The 21,745-nt window shown below is 36.8% G+C and carries 19 protein-coding genes; 8 read left to right on the top strand and 11 right to left on the bottom strand.

What is annotated here, in order from left to right; translation table 11 throughout:
* Positions 1 to 116 precede the first annotated feature (116 nt).
* The 6 genes from DBR39_RS00240 to DBR39_RS00265 form a co-directional block, all read right to left on the bottom strand.
* Positions 117 to 2,477 (bottom strand): choice-of-anchor L domain-containing protein, encoded by a 2,361-nt coding sequence (locus tag DBR39_RS00240; protein ID WP_124530339.1) that lies wholly within the window; start codon positions 2,475 to 2,477, stop codon positions 117 to 119.
* 205 nt (positions 2,478 to 2,682) lie between these two features.
* Positions 2,683 to 3,237, bottom strand: a complete 555-nt coding sequence (locus DBR39_RS00245) for a DUF1003 domain-containing protein (protein ID WP_103234770.1) — start codon at positions 3,235 to 3,237, stop codon at positions 2,683 to 2,685.
* 11 nt (positions 3,238 to 3,248) lie between these two features.
* Positions 3,249 to 4,019: a TIGR02757 family protein gene (locus DBR39_RS00250; RefSeq protein ID WP_410494246.1), complete on the bottom strand. Its 771-nt coding sequence runs from the start codon at positions 4,017 to 4,019 to the stop codon at positions 3,249 to 3,251.
* A 7-nt stretch (positions 4,020 to 4,026) separates the two neighbouring features.
* Entirely contained in the window at positions 4,027 to 4,941 is a 915-nt protein-coding gene (locus tag DBR39_RS00255) for a ribonuclease Z (protein WP_124530340.1), read from the bottom strand.
* 68 nt (positions 4,942 to 5,009) lie between these two features.
* Positions 5,010 to 5,585, bottom strand: coding sequence for an RdgB/HAM1 family non-canonical purine NTP pyrophosphatase (gene rdgB, locus DBR39_RS00260; RefSeq protein ID WP_410494242.1), 576 nt, complete (start codon positions 5,583 to 5,585; stop codon positions 5,010 to 5,012).
* A gap of 42 nt (positions 5,586 to 5,627) precedes the next feature.
* The gene (locus DBR39_RS00265) at positions 5,628 to 6,458 is read right to left on the bottom strand and encodes a CPBP family intramembrane glutamic endopeptidase (protein WP_124530341.1); all 831 of its coding nucleotides are present in this window, start codon (positions 6,456 to 6,458) and stop codon (positions 5,628 to 5,630) included.
* Between the two features lie 300 nt (positions 6,459 to 6,758).
* On the opposite strand from DBR39_RS00265, the gene DBR39_RS00270 reads away from it, so the two are divergent.
* From DBR39_RS00270 to DBR39_RS00280, 3 genes are all read left to right on the top strand, one after another.
* A complete protein-coding gene (locus tag DBR39_RS00270; RefSeq protein WP_124530342.1) occupies positions 6,759 to 8,354 on the top strand; it encodes a peptide chain release factor 3 in 1,596 nt (531 codons plus the stop codon).
* 358 nt (positions 8,355 to 8,712) lie between these two features.
* Positions 8,713 to 9,657: a DUF4349 domain-containing protein gene (locus tag DBR39_RS00275; protein ID WP_124530343.1), complete on the top strand. Its 945-nt coding sequence runs from the start codon at positions 8,713 to 8,715 to the stop codon at positions 9,655 to 9,657.
* A 182-nt stretch (positions 9,658 to 9,839) separates the two neighbouring features.
* A complete protein-coding gene (locus DBR39_RS00280) occupies positions 9,840 to 10,802 on the top strand; it encodes a cupin domain-containing protein (RefSeq protein ID WP_228447741.1) in 963 nt (320 codons plus the stop codon).
* A gap of 117 nt (positions 10,803 to 10,919) precedes the next feature.
* Here DBR39_RS00280 and DBR39_RS00285 read toward each other — a convergent pair whose 3' ends face one another.
* A complete protein-coding gene (locus tag DBR39_RS00285; RefSeq protein ID WP_103234213.1) occupies positions 10,920 to 11,285 on the bottom strand; it encodes a hypothetical protein in 366 nt (121 codons plus the stop codon).
* 25 nt (positions 11,286 to 11,310) lie between these two features.
* A complete protein-coding gene (locus DBR39_RS00290; RefSeq protein ID WP_109738867.1) occupies positions 11,311 to 12,450 on the bottom strand; it encodes an acyl-CoA dehydrogenase in 1,140 nt (379 codons plus the stop codon).
* A gap of 193 nt (positions 12,451 to 12,643) precedes the next feature.
* Between DBR39_RS00290 and DBR39_RS00295 the strand changes: the two genes are divergently transcribed.
* The 3 genes from DBR39_RS00295 to DBR39_RS00305 all read left to right on the top strand — a co-directional run bounded on the left by DBR39_RS00295 (position 12,644) and on the right by DBR39_RS00305 (position 15,937).
* On the top strand, positions 12,644 to 13,216 hold the full coding sequence (locus tag DBR39_RS00295; RefSeq protein WP_124530344.1) for a Crp/Fnr family transcriptional regulator: 573 nt from the start codon (positions 12,644 to 12,646) through the stop codon (positions 13,214 to 13,216).
* 79 nt (positions 13,217 to 13,295) lie between these two features.
* Positions 13,296 to 13,967, top strand: coding sequence for a hypothetical protein (locus DBR39_RS00300; RefSeq protein WP_124530345.1), 672 nt, complete (start codon positions 13,296 to 13,298; stop codon positions 13,965 to 13,967).
* 191 nt (positions 13,968 to 14,158) lie between these two features.
* Positions 14,159 to 15,937, top strand: a complete 1,779-nt coding sequence (locus DBR39_RS00305) for an AMP-dependent synthetase/ligase (protein ID WP_124530346.1) — start codon at positions 14,159 to 14,161, stop codon at positions 15,935 to 15,937.
* 178 nt (positions 15,938 to 16,115) lie between these two features.
* Here the strand turns inward: DBR39_RS00305 and DBR39_RS00310 are convergent, their stop codons facing one another.
* Entirely contained in the window at positions 16,116 to 16,892 is a 777-nt protein-coding gene (locus DBR39_RS00310) for a zinc ribbon domain-containing protein (RefSeq protein WP_109738866.1), read from the bottom strand.
* Between the two features lie 2 nt (positions 16,893 to 16,894).
* Positions 16,895 to 17,992, bottom strand: coding sequence for a Nif3-like dinuclear metal center hexameric protein (locus DBR39_RS00315; RefSeq protein ID WP_124530347.1), 1,098 nt, complete (start codon positions 17,990 to 17,992; stop codon positions 16,895 to 16,897).
* 147 nt (positions 17,993 to 18,139) lie between these two features.
* On the opposite strand from DBR39_RS00315, the gene DBR39_RS00320 reads away from it, so the two are divergent.
* Together DBR39_RS00320 and DBR39_RS24095 are read left to right on the top strand one after the other, a co-directional pair.
* Complete coding sequence (locus DBR39_RS00320; protein WP_124530348.1) at positions 18,140 to 18,967, top strand: ion transporter; 828 nt, start codon at positions 18,140 to 18,142, stop codon at positions 18,965 to 18,967.
* A 43-nt stretch (positions 18,968 to 19,010) separates the two neighbouring features.
* On the top strand, positions 19,011 to 19,169 hold the full coding sequence (locus DBR39_RS24095; RefSeq protein ID WP_185147104.1) for a hypothetical protein: 159 nt from the start codon (positions 19,011 to 19,013) through the stop codon (positions 19,167 to 19,169).
* Between the two features lie 143 nt (positions 19,170 to 19,312).
* Here the strand turns inward: DBR39_RS24095 and DBR39_RS00325 are convergent, their stop codons facing one another.
* On the bottom strand, positions 19,313 to 21,637 hold the full coding sequence (locus tag DBR39_RS00325; RefSeq protein ID WP_124530349.1) for a fibronectin type III domain-containing protein: 2,325 nt from the start codon (positions 21,635 to 21,637) through the stop codon (positions 19,313 to 19,315).
* Positions 21,638 to 21,745 lie beyond the last annotated feature (108 nt).

A 21,745-nucleotide genomic window follows, 5' to 3' on the forward strand; every position in this document is an offset into this window, starting at 1 on the left:
CACAATTTACATTATTACTAACGCAAATTTATTTATATTAGAATATCAACTCTGTTTATTTTAAAATAATAAAAAAAAGACTGACAAAATAGTCAGTCTTTCAGTTATAGTTTAAATTATTCTATATTTTTAAGTAATATCCATCCTGTTTTCACAGTAAGTTCCTTACTGGCAGGATCTTCGAAGGTTACCTGATACCAATAGGTGGAAGTAGGCAGTTTCTTACCCTGGAAATATCCATCCCAATACGGTGTCATCTTCTCTGCCTTGAATACTACTCTTCCGTATCGGTCAAAGACCTGACCACTGAAGTCTTTATAGTTGATGACTCCACTGAAATCAATAATATCATTAAGATTATCCCCGTTTGGAGTAATGACATTTTTCATAACGAATGTAAAGAATTCAAGGAAACCTACACAACTTGTATATTTAACCCTCACTCTGATCGCAATCACTTTATTTTTAGGAACATTGTTAAATACATTTGATAGCTGCCAGGTTACCCCGTTATCTATTGAATATTCCAATATGCCATTACTAGGATTACTTGCGGTAAGGATCATGGTTCCTTTATCATTATAATCTACTTTTGTTACTTCAGGAATCACCGCTTTGATTACCTGTGTTTTGAACTCTTTTGAACATACTCCATTGCTGATTATTACTGAGTATTGTCCCGGAGTCCCTACGGTAATACTCTGGCTTGTTTCACCCGAGCTCCACTGATAAGTATATCCAGGTCCTGCTCCTGCATCCAGGATAATTTTATCTCCCTGGCAGATATGACCTCCTTTTAAGTTTGAAACAATAGCCGGTACTACTTCAATCGTAATACGTGCCGGCTGTAAAGATTTACATCCCTGTGCTCCGATGGCATATACGACATATGTAGTTGTCTGAGTAGGGCTTACAGTTCTTATTCCTCCTGTAGTGCTTGAAGAATCACTCCATTGATAGGTCACTCCACCGGTAGCTGTTAACAGTACAGATTCACCCGCACAGATTTTTAATCTCGGAGCCGTTACTAAGGCTGTTGGAGTTTCTTCTTTTCTTAATGTTAAGGTTGCAATCTTGCTACAGAAAGCACCATTGGAAACCAGTACATATAGTATCTGTCCATCTGTCCCCGTGTAGCTCGTCAGATTGGTAATATAACTGTTATTTTGAGCCTGCGCATCAGCCTGGTTTGCATAAAAACGGAATACCGCTCCCTGCGTAGTACTGATGAGAGGTTTTGCTGTTTCTAAATTAAAGGTACTGAGCGTGGGTGTTGTACAAAGCTTAAGCTCAGCATTCTGTACTGTAGGACTTGTTCCTCCGATAATGGTAATGGTTGCTTCACTAGGACACTGATTACCTGGAACCATTACTTTCACAGTATATACTCCCGGCTGATTTGCAATATAAACAGCGCTGGTTGCTCCTGGAATAGCTACTCCATCTTTATACCATTGATAAGTCATTCCCGGAATGGCTGCTACTTGTGCTTTCAGCTGTTTTGGTGTATTGTCACACATATTGATGCTGCCAGGTAATACTACACCGGTTTCATCTACAATCTTAATCCCCACATCAAAAGATCCTCCTTCCAGGAATACTGCAGAGTCATGAGAAGGGTCCTTTGCATCTGCCAATACCATTTTGAAATGGTAAGTCTGCCCGGGAATTACATCTGCAACAGCCGTTAAAGGAGTTGTTCTTCCAAAATAATTAATAACCAAATGCGGATTTGCCAGAGCTCCGAAATAATTTGCATTGATAGGCCCACAACTGAATCCATTCCCGGCAGGAACAATATTAGTTGCACTTACGGGTCCTGCATTTCCCGGTAATATGGCAAGATTAGTATAAGTAGGATCTCCAACTTTCTTTAACAATAATGCAAAAGCATCAGAATACCCTGTACAAGGATAGTTGGAAGTATATTCATCGGAAACGAATATGTAATTAAATTTTACCTGATTAGAATTCGGAACGAAATCAAATTCCAGAGCTACCGCATCCGTTAAGCTCACTGTAGCTCCGGTAGCGGTTACAAGGTCTGCATCACTTCCTGTCCCTACCGGTTGTCCAACAGCTGATACATAGCTATTACCAGCTTCTGAAGCATATCCTGTAGTCAGAACGATCCCATCTGTAAAAGGGAAACTGGTTGTTCCTTTATGAAAATATCCCCAAAATCTGTTGTTATTAGTCACATCATGATTAGGAGATACGGTAACATTCGTTACATTGGCTGTTGTACAATTCGTACCCCCATTGATCAGAATATTCTTCACCAACTGCTCCGGAGTGTAGTTGGACGGAGTATATGGAGGAACATTCACATCTATAAATGCTCCAGCTCTAAGACTGGCTGTAGAAGGCTTTATCTTTTCTGATTTTCTGACAGGTCTCGTTTGAGAATATGCAGCAACAGAAATCAATAAAAAAGAAAAAAGGAAAAAATAGTTTTTTAGTCTATAGATTAACATTTTGTTTTCATTTGTTCAAATGTAGCAAAAATAATTATACTAAATTAGTCTTCAGAATGACTATTTTACAAATAAACATCTAGATTCATAACTTTTATTTCTTATTATTACATTTTCCGCAATTATTTAAAGTTAAAATTACCCCTAAAAAAAACAGATCAATACCATTGATCTGTTTACATTTTGTTAAAATAATTCAGTTATTTTATTGTTCTTTTTTCAATTGATCGATCTCATTCTGCAATTGCGCGATGATATCTTTTAACCCTTTTATTTCGTTTTTATTGGAAGTCACATTACTTTTCAGAATTACATTTTTTGCTCTTTCATTATGATCTTCCTCCTCTTCGTCCTCGTTGATTTCTTCAATATCTTCACTGATTTCTTCAATGTCTTCCTGAATATCTTCTATATCCTCGTTGATTTCTTCAATGTCTTCACTGATCTCTTCAATATCCTCACTGATTTCCTCGATATCTTCCTGAATATCTTCAATATCCTCCTGAATATCATCAATTTTTTCGTGACTTTTATTGACCGACATCTGAATAAAAATAGCCAGATAAATAGCTTCCAGAGAAAGTACCGTAGTAAGAATCAGAAGCATTTTGTCAAAATCTACAATGTTCAGCATTGGAAGCAGAAACGAAGTAAGGAACAGCAACGTATGTACGATCAGGGACTGAATAGATCCTATCCACGAGGTAATACTGTCTGCTATCTTTTCAAGAACTTCTGCTTTTTCGTTATATTTTTTCATCCTTTATATTGTTACAACAGTTCTTTCGTTACGCCTAATCCAAACAATGCAAAATCATATTTTGCCGGATCATCTTCATCAAATTTTCTAATGGCAACATCCAGTTCCTCTACTGTTTTCCAGTCATTCTGAGTTCTGGAAACCAATCCTAATTTTCTGGAGATATTTCCGGTATGCACATCCAAAGGAATAGAAAGGTTTTTCTGGTTGATATTCTCCCAGATTCCAAAATCTACTCCTCTTTTATCTTTACGCACCATCCACCTCAGAAACATAATAATCCTTTTGGCAGAAGAGTTTTTGTAAGGTGAACTGATATGTTTATGACTTCTGTGCTTTTCTGTTTCCAGAAATCCACTTCTGAATCTTTCTATCGCATGGAGAAAATTATTCTCAGAGTTTTTTACTTCAAATAAGCTTTCCAGACTTTTATTTTCTTTATAAATCCTATTGAACTGTCTGATAAAATAGGAAAAATCCTGTCCATTGAAAGTCCTGTGAATGCTTTTATCCTGAATACTTTCCAGATCTTTTTCTGAATAATTCATCACAAAATCGTAGGGAGAGTTTCCCATAATATCAAGCATCTTATCCGCAGAATTAATAATCGATTTTCTGTTTCCCCAGGAGATTGTCGCTGCCAGAAATCCTGCAATTTCCACATCCTGTTTTAAGGAAAAACGATGGGGAATCTGTATAGGATCATTTTCAATAAAGTCAGGAGCGTTGTACTGATCTGCTTTTTCGTTAAGAAAATCTCTGAGTTCTTCAAATTTCAGCATATTCATTCTAAATCTTTACACTCTCCAATGCTTTTGGTAAAAATGTATTGGGAAATATCTTTCTTGCTTCATCGGTAAACACGGTCAGATCGCCATATCGATTGGAAAAATGTCCTAAAATCAGCTTTCCAACCTGGGCTTTCTGAGCAATCGTTGCCGCCTCCAATGCCGTAGTATGTCCTGTATAATCAGCCATTTCCTTCAGATCATGCAAAAATGTGGATTCATGATACAAAACCGTTACATTCTTAATAATCGGGATAAGACTTTCAAGATAACGGGTATCACTACAAAATGCATAAGATACAGACGGAGCAGGCTCAACGGTCAGAATTTCATTCTTAAGGACATAGCCATCGCTTAGGACAAAGTCCTTCCCTGCTTTTATATTATGATAATCACAGGATTCAATCTCGCTGTACTTGGCAATTTCTTTCATATTAAGATGTCTGTCTTTCGGCTTTTCTTTAAAAAGGTAACCGTTACAGTAAATCCTGTGATCCAACGGAATAGTATATACTTCTACCCTGTTGTCCTCATATATTTTTTCAGAATAATCTTTATCCAGTTCATGATAAACCACTTCAAAACCACGATGGGTTTCTGTAATCTGAAAAATGGTTTCCATCATCTTCTTAATTCCTTTCGGACCATAGACATGCAGCGGGGTGTCTCTTCCTAAAAGGCGGAAAGAGGCAATAAGTCCCGGAAGCCCGAAACAATGGTCCCCATGAAGATGGGAAATAAAAATATGATTGATTTTTGAAAATCTTGCTTTTGCTTTTCTCAGCTGTACCTGCGTACCCTCTCCACAATCGATCAGGAAGAGTCTTTCTTCCATTTCCAGCAGCTGGGCTGTAGGTGATGTGTTGATGGTTGGAATAGCGGAGTTAAAGCCTAATATTGTTAAATAAGTACTCAAATCAATAATTTATTATAACAAATGTACGACAGAAAATCTAAATGGGTGTTTCACCGTGATATTTAAACTTAATCGGTCACTTTTAAAAAATCCATGAAAAGGTCCAATGCCTGCTTACGGTGGCTGATTTTGTTTTTATCTTCAGGATCCATTTCTGCAAAGGTTCTTTCATATCCTTCAGGAACAAAAATAGGATCATACCCAAATCCTTTAAAACCTTTATTTTCTGTCAAAAGGTTTCCGTGTACTCTTCCTTCAAAATATTGGGCTCCGTTATCATCATAGTAGCACAGAACAGTCACAAAATAAGCTTTTCTGTTTTCAATCCCCTGCATTTCTTCCAATACCTTTTCGATATTTTTAGCAAAATCATGATCTCCGGCATAACGGGCAGAAAAGATTCCCGGTCTTCCATCTAAAGATTCTACTACCAAACCGCTGTCATCTCCCAAACTTGGAACTCCGGTCTTTTCGAAGCAGTACTTAGCTTTAATCAAAGCATTAGCATGAAAAGAATCTCCATCTTCTACAATTTCTTCGTGAATATTGTAATCGGTAAGACTTTTCACAACGCAATCACTTCCCAGGATCTGTTGAATTTCTTCTTTTTTATGTTCGTTGTGTGTAGCGACTAATAATTCCATTTCTATATTCATTTTCAATTTTACTTTTTTTAGCCAGGTTCCTTACATTTCAGCATAATGTACTTTATACTTTTTCATAAAAAGATAATAGAATAAAGAGAAAAGTACAATTCCAACAGCCAGGACCAGCCATTCTGAAACATGAAGAACCTTTGCAAAACTTTCATCCTTACCATAAAGCACCAATAGTGACAGCGTTAAGTTATTAAACGCATGCAGCAATATCGGCATCAATAAAGACTTTGTTTTATGATATACCAGTCCCAGCACACAGCCCAGCATCACTGCGCTGATAAACTGCCAGGGATTTCCGTGAACCACTCCGAAAATAATAGAGGCATACAGAATCGCCTTCCATGGTTCTACTCCTTTATTAATCAATCCTTTCTGGATAATTCCTCTGAATATAATTTCCTCAAAAATAGGGGCCATAATTACCGTCATGATAATCATAACTACCGGATTATCAGTCAACTGACTCATCAACTGAATAAAATATTCATAAAAATCACCAAAAAAAGGTCCTGTAGTGGGTATCTGAGCAGCGATAAACTCTGCAATAAACATCATCCCCGTCATCATTGGAAAAATAAGGAGATAGGTAGAGAAGTTCACTGATGACAGATTGAAGTTAAGCTTCTTCTGAGTGGTACGCCTTACAATAAAGAAATCGAAGAAGGCAATGGCAGTAACGAATCCTACAGAATTTGCTACCATTAAAAACCAATCTTTAAGCTCAATATTTTCCTTGAAAACAACTTTCCAAAAAGTGCTGAATAAGGAAACAGCCATCGTTCCTACGAATAATCCAACCACCAAAGTAACACCGCCAATCCATGTGAAGGTAAACTTCGGATATTTGCTATTTTCCATCCTTTCTCTGTAAAAGTTTATTAAAAACAAAGATAATTTTTTTGACTGCTACAGGCAACTAAAAAAGGAATTTCTTATTTTCATTCCTTTATTCATGAACCACACAAAATGAACACAGAATCTCCATTCCAAGGGGCTGAGTCTACAAAATACAGTTTTATAGCATTATTCTTAAATCAGCCATTGCTTCAAACTATCAAACCTTATCAACGACCTACTCTCCCATCTAACCAACATTGTCCTAATTAAAATTTGAAAACCTCGCAAAAAATCACGATTTTTGCAACTTCAAAATACGATATGTCAGACTTAATCAAAGAAATACAAAAAAGAAAGACCTTCGGGATCATTTCCCACCCGGATGCCGGAAAAACAACTCTTACAGAAAAGTTACTTCTTTTCGGGGGTGCTATTCAGGAAGCGGGTGCGGTAAAGTCCAATAAAATAAAAAAAGGAGCTACCTCCGACTTTATGGAAATCGAAAGACAGAGAGGGATCTCTGTAGCGACTTCCGTATTGGCTTTTGAATATAGAGACCACAAAATCAACATCCTGGATACTCCGGGTCACAAAGACTTTGCTGAAGATACTTACAGAACATTAACTGCTGTAGACTCTGTAATTGTTGTTATCGACGTTGCAAAAGGGGTTGAGGAACAAACTGAAAAATTGGTTCAGGTTTGTAGAATGAGAAACATTCCGATGTTGGTTTTCATCAATAAATTGGACCGTGAGGGTAAAGATGCCTTCGATCTATTGGATGAGGTAGAACAAAAATTGGGATTAACAGTTTGTCCGCTTTCTCTTCCAATTGGTATGGGAAGCGACTTCCAGGGAATTTATAATATCTGGGAAAACAACATTCAGTTATTCTTGGAAGAGAAAAAACAGAAAGTTGGAGATTCTATTAAGTTTGATGATATCAATGATCCTTCCATTGATGAAGTGATTGGTGAAAAAGCAGCAGCCACTTTAAGAGAAGAGCTTGATCTGATTCAATCTGTTTACCCTGAATTTAGCCGTGAGGATTATATGAAAGGTGATCTACAGCCTGTATTCTTCGGTTCAGCTTTAAATAACTTTGGAGTTCGTGAATTGTTGAATGCTTTCATCGATATTGCTCCAATGCCACAACCAAAAGAAAGTGATAGCCGTTTGGTAAAACCTGAAGAAGAAACTTTCACAGGATTCGTTTTCAAAATTCATGCTAACATGGATCCTAAACACCGAGACAGACTAGCTTTCGTAAAGATTGTTTCAGGAACATTCAAAAGAAACGAAAACTATTTATTGGTAAGAGAAGGTAAGAAAATGAAATTCTCGTCTCCTAACGCATTCTTTGCAGATAAAAAAGAGGTGGTAGAAGAAAGTTTCCCTGGTGATATCGTTGGTTTACATGATACAGGAAATTTTAGAATCGGAGATACCCTTACAGGTGGAGAAAAACTGAGCTTCAAAGGTATCCCTAACTTCTCTCCTGAACATTTCCGTTATATCAACAATAGCGACCCGTTAAAGGCTAAGCAGCTGGCAAAAGGTATCGATCAGCTGATGGATGAGGGAGTTGCACAGTTGTTTACCCTTGAAATGAATAACAGAAAGATCATTGGAACTGTGGGAGCCCTTCAGTACGAAGTTATCCAATACCGTCTTGAGCATGAATATGGTGCAAAATGTACTTATGAACCTCTATCCATGCACAAAGCATGTTGGGTAGAAGCTGATGAGAAATCTGAAGAGTTCAAAGAATTTGCAAGATTAAAGCAGAGATTCCTTGCGAGAGATAAATATGATCAATTGGTATTTCTTGCAGACTCATCGTTCACGATTCATATGACACAGGAGAAATTCCCGAATGTGAAGCTGCACTTCATCAGTGAGTTCAGAGAAAATTAAATAAACAAACAACATCGCGAAAAGGCGAAACCGTTGAAAATATAAATCCGCAGAAAATTTCTGCGGATTTTTTATGGTATACTTTCTACAACCACCCCGTTAAAAATTCTTTGAATTTTTGACCCCTTCCGGAAGAGGGGAATTTTTAGGTTTTCAATTTTATATCCGGAGAAAAGACAACAGGTTTCAAACAATTTCAGGGTATCAAACAAGTGAAAATCCTTTTGTAAATCTTTTGTAAAACAAATACAAAACACTGAAAGTACAATAGTTACTATTTTACCAGCACAATACAGTCCATTTACAATCTTTACAAGAGCTTCCCTTCTAATTTTACTTCATCAAAAAAATTAATGTTATGAAAAAGTTCATATTACTCGTTGCTGTATCAAGCACTTTCATTATGTGTAAGAAACCAGAAGCTGCACAAGGTAAAATCAATGAAGCTCTCAATACGGCTGACAGCGCTGCCACAGTTGCTACCGAAGCTATTGACAATGTCAACAAAACAGCAGACAAGGTTTTGGATTCTGCCAATATTAAAATAAAGGATTTTGAAAATACCAAAAACGATATTCAGCAGAAGATAGAAAACACTTCAAAAATGGTAGATTCTTTATCTGAGAAAATTACCACTGCAAAATTGGAATCCAAAATAGAAAAAAAAGATTCCGCAGAAAAAAAATCTGAAAAGATTGCTGCAAAAGCTACAGCTCCCAAGGTTATTAAAGAAACCAAAATCATTTATAAAGACAAGCCTAAAAACGACAGCTATGAACTGAATATGCCAAAAGATAAAATGGTAAAATCAGGATATCTTGTTATAAGAGCAGACAATGCAGAAACGGTAAAGGAAATCATCCGGGAAGAAGCCAACAAAAATAACGGTTATATTAAAAGTGAAAACCTTTCTTATATTGAGTCTGCCAGCCCTCATGGAGAGAATCAAAAAATATACAGTATTGACATCAAAGTTCCTATCCAGCATTTCGATGGTCTAATGGAAGCCATTAGCAGTAATGTAAACGATATTGACACGAAAGACATACAGGTTTCAGGGCGTACTTATGCAGATAATACCATCTGTAACATCAATGTCAACATTGCAGACAAGACTGAAACAGAAAAAGAACCTACCACTTTCGGTGGAAAATCATTGGCGGCCATAGAATCAGGTTGGGACGTTATCACTTCCATTTTCCTGTTTATCCTTCCATTGTGGCCATTATTGCTTATTGCGGGTATTGGATACTATTTCTTCAAAAAGAAAAAGAAAAATATCCCTAATAATGACGCCAACTAAACATCAATCCATCCTTGTGATGGATTTTTTAATATTTTTTTAATAATATTTGTAATTTCAGATAAATTCTTATTTTTAAATTTATCAAAATATTAATCATCAAAACATCGGCTCATGAATAAAGAACTCCCTAATTTTAAGTATGAGTTAGAAAAAAGGAGCCCAGACTAGGACCCGGTGGAATTACAAGAGGAGTTTCTGTAAACGAATTCAAAGCCTCTCAAAACCTTGCCGGAGTCAGCATGCATCTTGAACCGGGAGCTATCCGTGAACTTCACTGGCATGCCAATGCTGCAGAATGGGGCTATGTTTTGGAAGGACAGATGCGGACCACCGTTATCGATCCTCAGGGAAATGTTTTTATTGATATTTTTAATCCGGGAGATGTGTGGTATTTTCCAAGAGGTTATGGCCATGTGCTGCAATGTATCAGCAGTAAAAGCTGTCATTTTATATTAATTTTTGACAACGGTGATTTTTCTGAAGACCATACCTTTAGCATCACCGATTTTATCTCGAGTGTTCCGGTAGAAATTGCTGCCCAGAACCTAGGATTAACAGTGGATGAAGTAAAGCAGCTGCATCAGGGCGAAGCTTATTTTGCACAATGCGAGCTTCCGGATATCCGTTCCGGACTGGCTTCTGCAAAAAATGAAATTTCACTGGTTTCAAAACACCGTTATCCACTGGGAGCTCAGCAGCCTATTGTTGTTCCTGGAGGCGGGGTGCAAAGAGTGGTTACCCAGAAGGAATTTGAGATTGCGAAAACCATTACCGGAAGTATTTTCGAAATAGAACCGGGAGGATTAAGAGAGCTGCACTGGCACCCTAATGCTGACGAATGGCAGTATTACATTCAGGGGAAGGCAGAAATGGGTGTTTTTCTGGCTGAAGGGCAGTTTGTAAAAGATGAATTTAATAAAGGAGATGTAGGCTATGTTCCAATGGGAGCAGGTCATTACATCAAAAATACGGGAACAGAAACGCTTATCGTTCTTCTCGGATTTAATAATGGCTTATATGAAGCTATTGATCTCAGCAGCTGGATCAGTGGAAACCCGAAAGATATTTTAAAAGGGAATTTTGGAGTGGGTGATAAAATTGTTGATCAACTCCCGACATCCGGTAAGCTTATTATCAAATAAATGAATTTTCGCAATCAGGCGAAATTCAAAAGTAAATTTGGAAATTTTTATTTCATATATTAATATTTTGTGATTTGGTGTAAAATAAGGCCCTCAATTTGAGAGCCTTATTTGTTTTTATTTCATATTCACTATTTTGTCTACGACGAACTTTGTGTTTCCTCTCCACGGAAGTGCACCATTGTACTCTTTGTAATGCAGGTCAAAAGTTTTACCACTGTTGGTTTCCAACTGTTTGAAAATTTCAGGGTCATCTACAGAAAACTCAAACTCATAGCTTGTAATGGTTCCTGTCTTTCCTCTTCCAAAACCTTCCTGAATCAGCTTACCTTCATATGTTTTGAAGACATAGCCTTTTTTCATAGCATAGTTCAGGTATCCGGATTTTACTCCTTCTCCGAAAACAAAATAGTACTTATACCAGACAAATACGCCTAGTAACAGCAGTACAACCCCAAGGGTGATCCACAAAGATTTTTTCATAATAAATAGTGTGTTTTATAAAATGTTATTTTGCGATGCTTCTTGAAATCACAATTTTCTGGATTTCAGAAGTTCCTTCATAGATCTGCGTAATTTTTGCATCTCTCATTAATCTTTCTACGTGGTATTCTTTCACGTATCCGTATCCACCGTGGATCTGTACTGCTTCAATTGTAGTATCCATTGCTACCTGAGAAGAATATAGTTTTGCCATAGCTCCACTTTCAGAGATATCTTTTCCAGCATCTTTTTCACAAGCTGCTTTGAAGCATAACATTCTTGCTGCAGTAATCTGAGTAGCCATATCAGCCAATTTGAATGCAATCGCCTGGTGGTTGATGATTTCAGTTTTGAAAGCTTTTCTTGTTTTAGCATATTTCAATGCCATTTCGTAAGCTCCTGAAGCAATACCTAAAGCCTGAGAAGCAATACCGATTCTTCCTCCGTTCAATACAGCCATTGCAAAATTGAACCCGAATCCGTCTTCACCGATTCTGTTTTCTTTTGGAATTTTTACATTATTAAAGATCAAAGAGTGTGTATCACTTCCTCTGATTCCTAATTTGTCTTCTTTTGCTCCGATTTCAAAACCTTCCCATCCTCTTTCAACGATGAAAGCATTGATTCCTTTGTGCTTTTTCTCAGGATCTGTCTGAGCAATTACAATATAATAAGTAGCTGTACCCCCATTGGTGATCCAGTTTTTGATACCATTTAAAAGATAGTAATCTCCTTTGTCCTCAGCAGTTGTTTTCTGAGAAGTAGCATCAGAACCAGCTTCTGGCTCCGATAAAGCAAACGCTCCGATTACCTGTCCGCTTGCAAGAGGAGTAAGATATTTTACTTTTTGCTCTTCAGAAGCAAATTTTTCAAGACCGGCACAAACCAAAGAGTTGTTTACAGACATTACAACAGCTGCAGAAGCATCCACTTTTGCAATCTCCTCCATTGCCAGCACGTAAGAAACGCTGTCCATACCCGCACCGCCGTATTTTGGATCTACCATCATTCCTAAAAGTCCCATTTCTCCCATTTTCTTCACCTGCTCTGCAGGAAACTTCTGGTCACGGTCTCTTTCAATAACTTCAGGTAATAGTTCGTTCTGTGCAAAGTCTCTTGCTGCCTGCTGAATCATCAGCTGTTCTTCCGATAAATTAAAGTCCATAAAAAAAATAATTAGATAGCCGTAAATTTACACTTTTTAACGAAATCTGAAAATAGAATTGGTAATCGCCCATTATTAATTGTCCGGCTGCACAAATATCACAAGAAACAACCTACTGGTTGAAAGCACAAAGCATATAAAGTATTGATTTAATGTGTAGCTTTGGTCATATGAATATTTTAATTCCTGCGTGATGACAGAACTTGAACACTATATCCAATCTCATTTTAAAATTATTCAGCCGGAACAATTGCATCGGATAAGTTCACTTTTCAAATCAGAGATTCTGAAAAAGGGAGATAACTTTCTAAAAGCGGGAAGTAGATGTGATAAATTATGTTTTATTCAATCTGGATTATTGAGAGTCTTTACAACAACAGATGATAAGGAAATTACCCAATGGATTGCGACCAAAGGATATTTTGGAACAGACTTGTCAAGTTTCTATTTTAGAAATCCATCCCGCTGGACCATTCAAGCGTTGTCCGACACAGAAATTTATTTCATCAACCACAGTGACTATAGTAAAATCATCAACATCGTTCCGACATGGAATGAGCTGGAAAAGAATTTCATTATACAATGTCTTACGTATATGGAGGATAGAATTTTCAGCCATTTATCGATGTCTGCTGAAGAGAGATACAATTCATTTTTTGAGAGCAACAAAGAATTATTTAACCAGGTTCCTTTACAATATATTGCTTCTATATTGGGAATGACACCTGAAACGTTCAGCAGAATCAGGAAAAAACAGCTTATGTAATTCTTGATTTTTATCAAGTGTACACCTTCTTCTATATTCTAACTTTGTATCCGTTATTAAACGTAAAAACAATACAATCATGTTTATAGGACATTTCGGTTTATCATTTGCTGCCAAAAAAATAGCGCCAAAGGTTTCATTAGTTACCTTATTTGCAGCCACTCAGTTTGTAGACATTCTCTGGCCTTTTATGCTCATTCTTAATATAGAAAAGGTAGCAGTTGTCCCTGGATATACTAAAGTGAATGCATACGATTTTCTTTACTTTCCATACACCCACAGCCTTTTGATGGGGATTATATGGGGTATTCTTGCTGCATTCATCTATTTTTTAATAAAAAAAGATATCAGGAGCGCTGTGGTCATTGGCTTATGTGTTCTCAGCCATTGGTTTTTTGATTTGATCGTTCACACAACAGATCTGCCCATTACCCCATTCGGCAATTATAAAATGGGATTCGGACTATGGAATCATATTGCTGCTACTCTCATTATTGAATTTCTTATCTTTTTTGGAGGTTTGTTTGTCTATACATCTGCAACCACCGCAAAGAATAAGAAAGGTAAATGGGGGCTTGGGGGACTGATCCTATTGCTTGTTACTGTGACGTTTTCCAATACATTTGGCCCCACTCCTCCCGATTCTGTCAATGTTTTATTTATATCTTTTGTAATTCTCATGGGGCTTATCCTCTTCCTTGCCGGCTGGGTGGATAAAAACAGGGAAATAAAACCTTCCATTGATAAGTAAAATCGGTTCTCATAAAAAAGCAGATGGACTAAATAAGTAGTTGAGAAGATATAAGGAAGTAATCTATTTTCCGTACCGGATTTTAAATTAATATGTTAAGCATTTAAATAATCTTGAATTCATAACATTCAATTTTTTGAATTAAAAAAAATGCTTATATTTAAAATTCTTTAAAAATTGCTTAAAAAATCATGACGATCAAGAGATTATTCGATATTCCACACTACGCTTTAGAGAAATTTCCTAAAACGGATATGTTTGTTACCAAATATCAAGGCGAATGGAAAAAAACTTCCACACAGGAGTTTATTAATGAAGGAAATAAGATATCCAGAGGATTACTGAAGCTAGGTATAAAACCGGGTGATAAGATTGCTTTGATCACTACCAATTCCTGTACGGAATGGGCTATTATGGATTTTGGTATTTCTCAGATCGGAGTCGTTTCAGTACCGGTTTATCCAAGTATTTCTCCGGAAGACTATGAATTTATCTTCAATAATGCCGAAATTCAGTACTGTTTTGTTTCTGATAAGGAATTGTTGAATAAAGTCATGAAAGTAAAACATAATATCCCAAGTTTACAAGGGATTTTTACTTTTGATAACATCAGCGGAGCGGCTAACTGGAGAGAAATTCTTGATTTGGGTAAAGATGAATCTACACAGATTGAAGTAGATGATCTTTCCAATGCGATCAATACAGAAGATCTGGCAACTATCATTTATACTTCCGGAACTACCGGAAGACCTAAAGGAGTAATGCTTACCCATAATAATATTGTTTCTAACATACTGGGATCCGTTCCAAGAATTCCAAAGAAAAGAGGATTAGATTATAAGGATGCAAGAGCTTTAAGCTTCCTCCCTATCTGCCATATCTTTGAAAGAATGCTGTTCTACCTTTATCAGTACAATGGTTTTTCTCTTTATTTTGCTGAGAGCATTGAAAAGATGGGTGAAAACGTAAAAGAAGTGAAGCCTCATTATATGACCGTAGTACCAAGACTGGTAGAAAAAGTATATGATAAAATTTACAATACGGGATCTTCTGCCGGAGGACTGAAATCAAAAATCTTCTTCTGGGCTTTAAATTTAATCAGTAAAAAGAAAACCGTTTCAAAACCATCGGGACTTCAGGAAATCATTGCTGATAAACTTGTATTCTCTAAATGGAGAGAAGGTTTAGGCGGTGAAATCGTAACGCTGGTTTCAGGATCTGCGGCATTGTCTACGAGACTTAACTTAATATTTCAGAATGCCGGAATTCCTGTTTTGGAAGGTTATGGCTTAACAGAAACATCACCGGTAATTTCCGTGAACAGCTTTGATAAGATGAAATTGGGAACGGTAGGTGTTCCATTGGATAATTTAAAGGTAAAAATCCAGGAAGATGGTGAGATTACAGTAAAAGGTCCATCCGTATTCAAAGGATATTTCCAAAATGATGAAATGACCAGGGAAGCTTTTACAGAAGATGGGTTTTTCAAAACCGGAGATATCGGACATATCGATAGCGAAGGATTTTTACAGATCACAGATCGTAAGAAGGAAATGTTCAAAACATCCGGTGGAAAATATATTGCCCCTCAGACCATCGAGAACTTAGCAAAAGCATCTAAATTCATTGAACAGATCATGGTTGTAGGTGATGGTGAAAAGATGCCATGTGCCCTGGTACAACCTGATTTTGAATTTGCAAAAAGCTGGGCTATGAGAAACAATCTGAATTTAGGTTCCACGCCGGAAGAGATTGCAAAAAGCGCTGAACTGAAGCAAAGAATAGAAAAAGAAATTGAAGGAATCAACGAGCATCTCGGAAACTGGGAGAAAATCAAAAAGATTGAGCTTACTCCTGAGGTTTGGAGCATTGAAAGCGGATTGCTTACCCCAACTTTAAAACTGAAAAGAAAAGCGGTAAAAGAGAAGTTTATTGCTTTGTATAATAAGATGTATGATCATCATGAATAATTAAAATACAACCGCTTCGTTTTGAAGCGGTTTTTTTATAGCTACTACAAAGGATGCGAGTTTATTTTTTTGATAAAAAAACGGGCTAAAGCCCATTCCCATTGATTATTTTCTATTGAGTATACAAAAAAAGCTGTCTCATTTCTGAAACAGCTTTTGTATGATTTAAAATCAGTAATTAGAATTTAATTACCATTTTCATTCTTTCGTTTTCTTCCATTACCAACTCATCATCTACAAGGATTTTCCCTGAATGCTCGTCAATAATGATTTTCTTTCTCTGAGCGATTTCCATCTGCTTCTGAGGCGGAATTGTGAAGAAAGATCCTTTTGGAGCTCCTCTTTCCAATCCTACTACTGCAAGACCGTTGATAGAGCTTGTTCTGATTCTGTTGTAAGAAGCCAGTAATCTCTCATCAATTTTACCTGCAAATTCTTTAGACTGCTCAATTAGGTATTCTTCTTCTTTCTGAGTTTCAGAGATCAAACCATCCAATTCTTCTTTCTTGAATTTCAGGTGGCTTTTCAAATCGTCGATCTTTGAAGTAAGTTCGCTTAAAGTTTCGTTTTTGTGAGCAATTTTAACTCCGAATTCTTTAATTCTTTTTTCAGCAAGTTGAATTTCCAGATCCTGGAATTCCATTTCTTTTCCTAATGCTTCAAACTCTTTATTGTTTCTTACGTTATCCTGTTGAGACTTGTATTTATCAATTAAAGTTTTTGCATGGTTGATTACTTCATGCTTTGTTTTGATCTGATCGTCCTGATCTTTAATGTCTGCATGAAATTTTTCAGCTCTCTTTTCAAGACCTTCAATCTCAATTTCAAGATCTTCAACTTCAATTGGCAATTCTCCTCTAGTATTTCGGATTTCATCCAATCTTGAATCAATGATCTGTAAATCGTATAAAGCTCTTAATTTTTCTTCAACTGAAATATCGTTGGTTTTTGCCATATTTAAATGAAATAATTTACTGGGTTTGTTTTTTCAATAGATTTTGAAATTGCAAATGTACTAAATTTTTGTGACAAAATTTCAAATAATTGTTGAGCAACAAATTGTTCTGACTCATAATGTCCTATATCACAAATCAACATTTTAGACTCTGCTAAAAAATAGTCGTGGTATTTAAGATCACCCGTAAGATAGGCATCACATTTTTTGGCTGCTGCAGATCGTATTCCGCTGGCTCCTGAGCCTCCCAAAACCCCTACTCTTTTGATTTTTTTATGATTAAAAGAAGAATGTTTTATCACCTCAAGACCAAACTTTTCCTTCACAAATCCAAGGAAATCTTTTTCATCCATTTCCTCTTCCAGGTCACCATACATTCCCAACCCGGCATGATGGTTTTTATTATCCAGACTATATATCTGATGGGCGACTTCCTCATAAGGATGCGCAGTCTTCATAGCCCCTACAATCTGCCCTTGCTTGTACTCTTCAAAAATCACAGAAATCATATCTTCATCTGCATTTTCGCGAATATTCTGCTGTCCGGAAAATGGATTGGAACCTTCTGTCGGCCTGAATGTTCCGTTACCATTGACTGTAAAGCTGCATTCGTCATAAAATCCTATATTTCCGGCTCCTGCCGAGAACATCGCTTCTTTTACTTTTTCTGAGTAATCTTTCGGAACAAAAACCGTCAGTTGTTTCAAGTTATTTTCTTTCGGCTGTAGAATTTTCATATTCTTTAATCCCAACTGACTGCAAATTCCATGATTTACTCCAAAGAAATCATTATCAAATGCGGTATGGATGGCGTAGATAGCGACTTTATTTTCAATAGCCTTTAAAACAGCTCTTTCCACATAGTTTTTCCCTGTCAAAGATTTTAATCCGGAAAATATAATAGGATGAAAGCATACAATCAGATTGCAGTTTCTCTCAACCGCTTCATCTACAATATTTTCCAAAGCATCATGACAAACCAGAATTCCTGATACATCACGATCGTAAACACCACATAAAAGTCCTACATTATCAAAATCTTCTGCCTGTCTGATACTTATTTCCTCTTCTATCTTTGCAATTACAGTTTTTAGCTTCATTAATTTATATTTTACGGTTACAGCGAAGATATTAATTTTACTAAAACTCTAAACAAAATTTTAATATTTGTAAAATCCTTTTAACAGTTATATATTTACCTTTCGCTTTATAAATTATTAACTTCGCTTTGAAATAACCTTATGTAAATGGAAAGAGAACATAATCTTATTCCTGAAGACAGTCTTTGGAAAAGATTCCTTTACCGGATCATTTACCGCTCTGATACGAGGCTCGGAAAACTGTTTGATATCATATTATTATCTTTAATTCTTGCCAGTACTGCCATCATCATGATGGAAAGTGTACCTCAGCTTGACAAAAGATTCCATTATACATTCCTGATCCTTGAGTGGGTGATCTCTATTTTCTTCACCATCGAGTATTCTATGCGAATTACCGTAATAAAAAACAAACGGAATTATATTTTCAGTTTTTTCGGAATTATTGATTTTCTGGCTCTGGTCCCTTTTTTTCTCAGCTTTTTCTTTCCTATTACAAAGTATTTCCTGATTTTCAGAATGCTGAGAATGCTAAGAGTCTTCAGAATATTCAACTTGCTGGATTTCATGAATGACGGCTATCTTATTGTTCGGGCTTTGAAGAACAGTTCCAGAAAAATTTATATTTTCCTTTTATTCCTCATTATTTTCTCAGTTATCGTTGGATCACTTATGTTTATGGTAGAAGGCGGAAGACAGGGATTCGAAACGATACCGCAATCGATCTACTGGGCGGTTGTCACAGTAACCACTGTAGGATATGGTGACGTGTCTCCTATCACGCCTTTAGGAAAGTTTTTTGCTGTCATCCTGATGCTGGCCGGTTACTCCATTATTGCAGTTCCTACTGGAATCGTCACGGCAGAAATGAGAAATAAAAGACAAAACCTGGAAATCATATGTGAACGCTGCGGAAATGATGACATTGATGATGATGCAAGGTATTGCAAGAAATGTGGCAAGAAATTAGCTTAATATTTGGTATAGATTTAATTTATTCACCAAATATTACAAAATCATGGAACCAAAAAAGAAAAACAGACCGAATAGTTTAGTAATCATTCTTTTCGCACTGATAGTCCTGATGATCATCGTCTACTTTATATTAGCAATGTTCTTCCCTACTGTTTTTGACCTCATGAACAAAGGAGAGATACAGCCTGTTCCTTATAAGTGATGATGATCATAGCATCAAATAAAAAGATGAACGAAATAATCCGTTCATCTTTTTTTATTCGTTAATTTTCAAAACAAATACCCTTTCTAAATAAGAGACGGATTATAAATAATCCGTCTCTTTCTTTTTATTTAAATGATGAATTATTTTTTAATAGCTTTAATAGTCTGTTTAGAGCCGTCTTTCATTTCTAAAGTTACTAAATAAACACCCTGCATTAAATCTCTTAAATGTATGGTAGATTCAGGATTTGCAATAGTTTTTACTAATTTTCCTGTAACATCTGTTACTGATACATTTTTCACGTTTTTAACATCTGAGATATTCAATACATCTGTAAATGGATTAGGATATACCTGAATGCTATTTTTTGCTTTAGCCACTTCAGAAGTTGCCAGGTTTTCGTTGGTAATATGTATATCGTCAAGATACAGATTATACTGGTCTGCATCTGAATATGCATTGAATCCAAAGAAATATACTCCGGTTGCAGGAACTGTAAACGTAATCGTCACGGTATGTGCAGTAGCATCATCAATTGAAGAATAATCTGCTATAGAATTAGTCATCGCTGACTCAACCGGTGAAGTTCCGTATGCTACTTTTAGTTTTTCAACAAAAGTTGATGAGTTATTTCCATAGGTATAGCTAATTGTATACTGCACTCCTGCTGTAAGACTCAATCCTTGAGTAAAGAACCATGCATTGGCAGAGCTGAAAGAATTAAACTTATACTTTAATACATTGGTAGAGAATCCCTGACTATCGGAAGGAGGGTCCATTGTTTCCCAGTTGTTCCCGGTTCCCATATTAGTAGCCACCGTACATCCAGGAAGCTCCGGAGTGGAAACATTCTCAAAATCTAAAGTATAAGGTAAGCCTGTACTTGTGCATAAAGTGGTAAAGGCTACATAATCACTCCATGCACTTTTGCTGGTACTACTACATACCGATCTCACCCATACATAATAAGGTGTAGAAGCTGCTAAACCAGGAATATTATAAGTAATCGCTGTAACTCCTGTAAAATTAGGAGTACTGGTTGCTGTAGGCGCCGTATTGGTCGTACTATAATAAATATCATATCCGTTTGCAGGGACAGGAGTGGCTGCTGTCCAGGAAACTGTAGCTCCTGCAGCAGTAATATTTGAAGCCACTAATGCTGTAGGTTCACTACAAGCAGGTGCTAGATCTATACTAATATCATCAACGTATAATTCATTCATATTCGCATCAGAGTATGCCTGAAACCCAAAATAATATGTCCCTGTAGTAGCTGCTGTAAAGTTCACAAAAGCACTTGTTGCTGTACTGGTAACCACATTCGGATAGTCTGCCAATGTGTTGGTCATCCCTGCACCTGTAGGTGATGTTCCGTATGCTACTTTTAATTTTTCAGCATATACTGTTCCTTCAGCATTTGCATATTTATATTTGATTCTGTAGGTAGTTCCTGCTGTAAGATTAATTCCGTTGGTGAAAAACCAGGTATTGGCATCGTTGGAAGAGTCATATGAATACTTAAGAACGTTACCTGTAAACCCCTGAGCATCTAAATCTCCCGTTTCCCAGATATTTCCAGCGCCGTCATTAACTGCTGCTGTACAAGTCGGCAAATCCGGTACCGTTACACTTTCAAAATTCAATGTATAGGGTATCCCCACAGAAACACAAGAGGTCATAAATGCTGCCTCCTGAGACCATGCGCTCTTGTCTGAAGAACTACATACAGAGCGTACCCATACATGATAAGCAGTCGCCGGTAAAAGAGTCGACAGACCAGTACTTAGTGTAGTGCTTGTTCCGGACGGAACTATACTAGCAGAAGGATATGTAGCAGAGGTCGAATAATAATATTCGTATCCGCTGCCGGGAGCAGAAGACGGAGCCGTCCATGCAACCTGAGCTGAATTCGAAGTAACGGCAGACACCGTTATAGCTGTTGGAGCGAAACAGGTTGGAACTGCTCCAATGACCACTGTATAATCATGAGCTTCTCCATATCCATCAATATTACAAGGAATGGGATCACCTGAGAACCGATCTCCTACTCTCATTCTATAACTGCCTGGAGTAACTGTAGAAGGGATTGTTATCTGTCCGGCCGTAATATTAGCACCTCCTACAAAAGTACTGCTTGCAGATGCTACAAGTTCCGGAGCCGCATCATCAAAAGTTCCATCATTATTAAAATCTATCCAGATGCGTACATTTTGATCTTCGTATGCATGCTTAACACTAAAGCCATAGCTTAAACCTGCATTCAGGTTAATCGTCATAGAGGTAAAATCTCCATATGCATTAGCGGAGCAACCTGTATTCGAGTGATCAAATCCGGCACCCGGAATTGTAAAAGAGTCTATCTGGTCTCCACCACTACATCCACTAGCAAATGCTGGCGTACAATAGGTCTGCGCGGTGGCAAAAAGGCCGGTCATTAAGAAACCAACGAGTAAAATGTTTTTCATATAATATATTATTAGTAATTCAAATCTAGCTAAAAATCATTAACAAAAAAAATACTTTTATAAGTATATAATAACGTATATGTCTTTTTTTTAAATAAAATATAATCT

The organism is Chryseobacterium sp. KBW03 (assembly GCF_003852415.1).
Classification (GTDB): Bacteria; Bacteroidota; Bacteroidia; order Flavobacteriales; family Weeksellaceae; genus Chryseobacterium; species Chryseobacterium viscerum.

Bases quoted from the DNA above. Each gene is read 5' to 3' on its own strand.
- DBR39_RS00290 (WP_109738867.1), bottom strand. From the start codon at position 12,450: ATGGACTTTAATTTATCGGAAGAACAGCTGATGATTCAGCAGGCAGCA.
- DBR39_RS00295 (WP_124530344.1), top strand. From the start codon at position 12,644: ATGACAGAACTTGAACACTATATCCAATCTCATTTTAAAATTATTCAG.
- DBR39_RS00320 (WP_124530348.1), top strand. From the start codon at position 18,140: ATGGAAAGAGAACATAATCTTATTCCTGAAGACAGTCTTTGGAAAAGA.
- DBR39_RS00265 (WP_124530341.1), bottom strand. From the start codon at position 6,458: ATGGAAAATAGCAAATATCCGAAGTTTACCTTCACATGGATTGGCGGT.
- DBR39_RS00250 (WP_410494246.1), bottom strand. From the start codon at position 4,019: ATGCTGAAATTTGAAGAACTCAGAGATTTTCTTAACGAAAAAGCAGAT.
- DBR39_RS00315 (WP_124530347.1), bottom strand. From the start codon at position 17,992: ATGAAGCTAAAAACTGTAATTGCAAAGATAGAAGAGGAAATAAGTATC.
- rdgB (WP_410494242.1), bottom strand. From the start codon at position 5,585: ATGGAATTATTAGTCGCTACACACAACGAACATAAAAAAGAAGAAATT.
- DBR39_RS24095 (WP_185147104.1), top strand. From the start codon at position 19,011: ATGGAACCAAAAAAGAAAAACAGACCGAATAGTTTAGTAATCATTCTT.
- DBR39_RS00270 (WP_124530342.1), top strand. From the start codon at position 6,759: ATGTCAGACTTAATCAAAGAAATACAAAAAAGAAAGACCTTCGGGATC.
- DBR39_RS00285 (WP_103234213.1), bottom strand. From the start codon at position 11,285: ATGAAAAAATCTTTGTGGATCACCCTTGGGGTTGTACTGCTGTTACTA.
- DBR39_RS00310 (WP_109738866.1), bottom strand. From the start codon at position 16,892: ATGGCAAAAACCAACGATATTTCAGTTGAAGAAAAATTAAGAGCTTTA.
- DBR39_RS00300 (WP_124530345.1), top strand. From the start codon at position 13,296: ATGTTTATAGGACATTTCGGTTTATCATTTGCTGCCAAAAAAATAGCG.
- DBR39_RS00305 (WP_124530346.1), top strand. From the start codon at position 14,159: ATGACGATCAAGAGATTATTCGATATTCCACACTACGCTTTAGAGAAA.
- DBR39_RS00240 (WP_124530339.1), bottom strand. From the start codon at position 2,477: ATGTTAATCTATAGACTAAAAAACTATTTTTTCCTTTTTTCTTTTTTA.
- DBR39_RS00325 (WP_124530349.1), bottom strand. From the start codon at position 21,637: ATGAAAAACATTTTACTCGTTGGTTTCTTAATGACCGGCCTTTTTGCC.
- DBR39_RS00245 (WP_103234770.1), bottom strand. From the start codon at position 3,237: ATGAAAAAATATAACGAAAAAGCAGAAGTTCTTGAAAAGATAGCAGAC.
- DBR39_RS00275 (WP_124530343.1), top strand. From the start codon at position 8,713: ATGAAAAAGTTCATATTACTCGTTGCTGTATCAAGCACTTTCATTATG.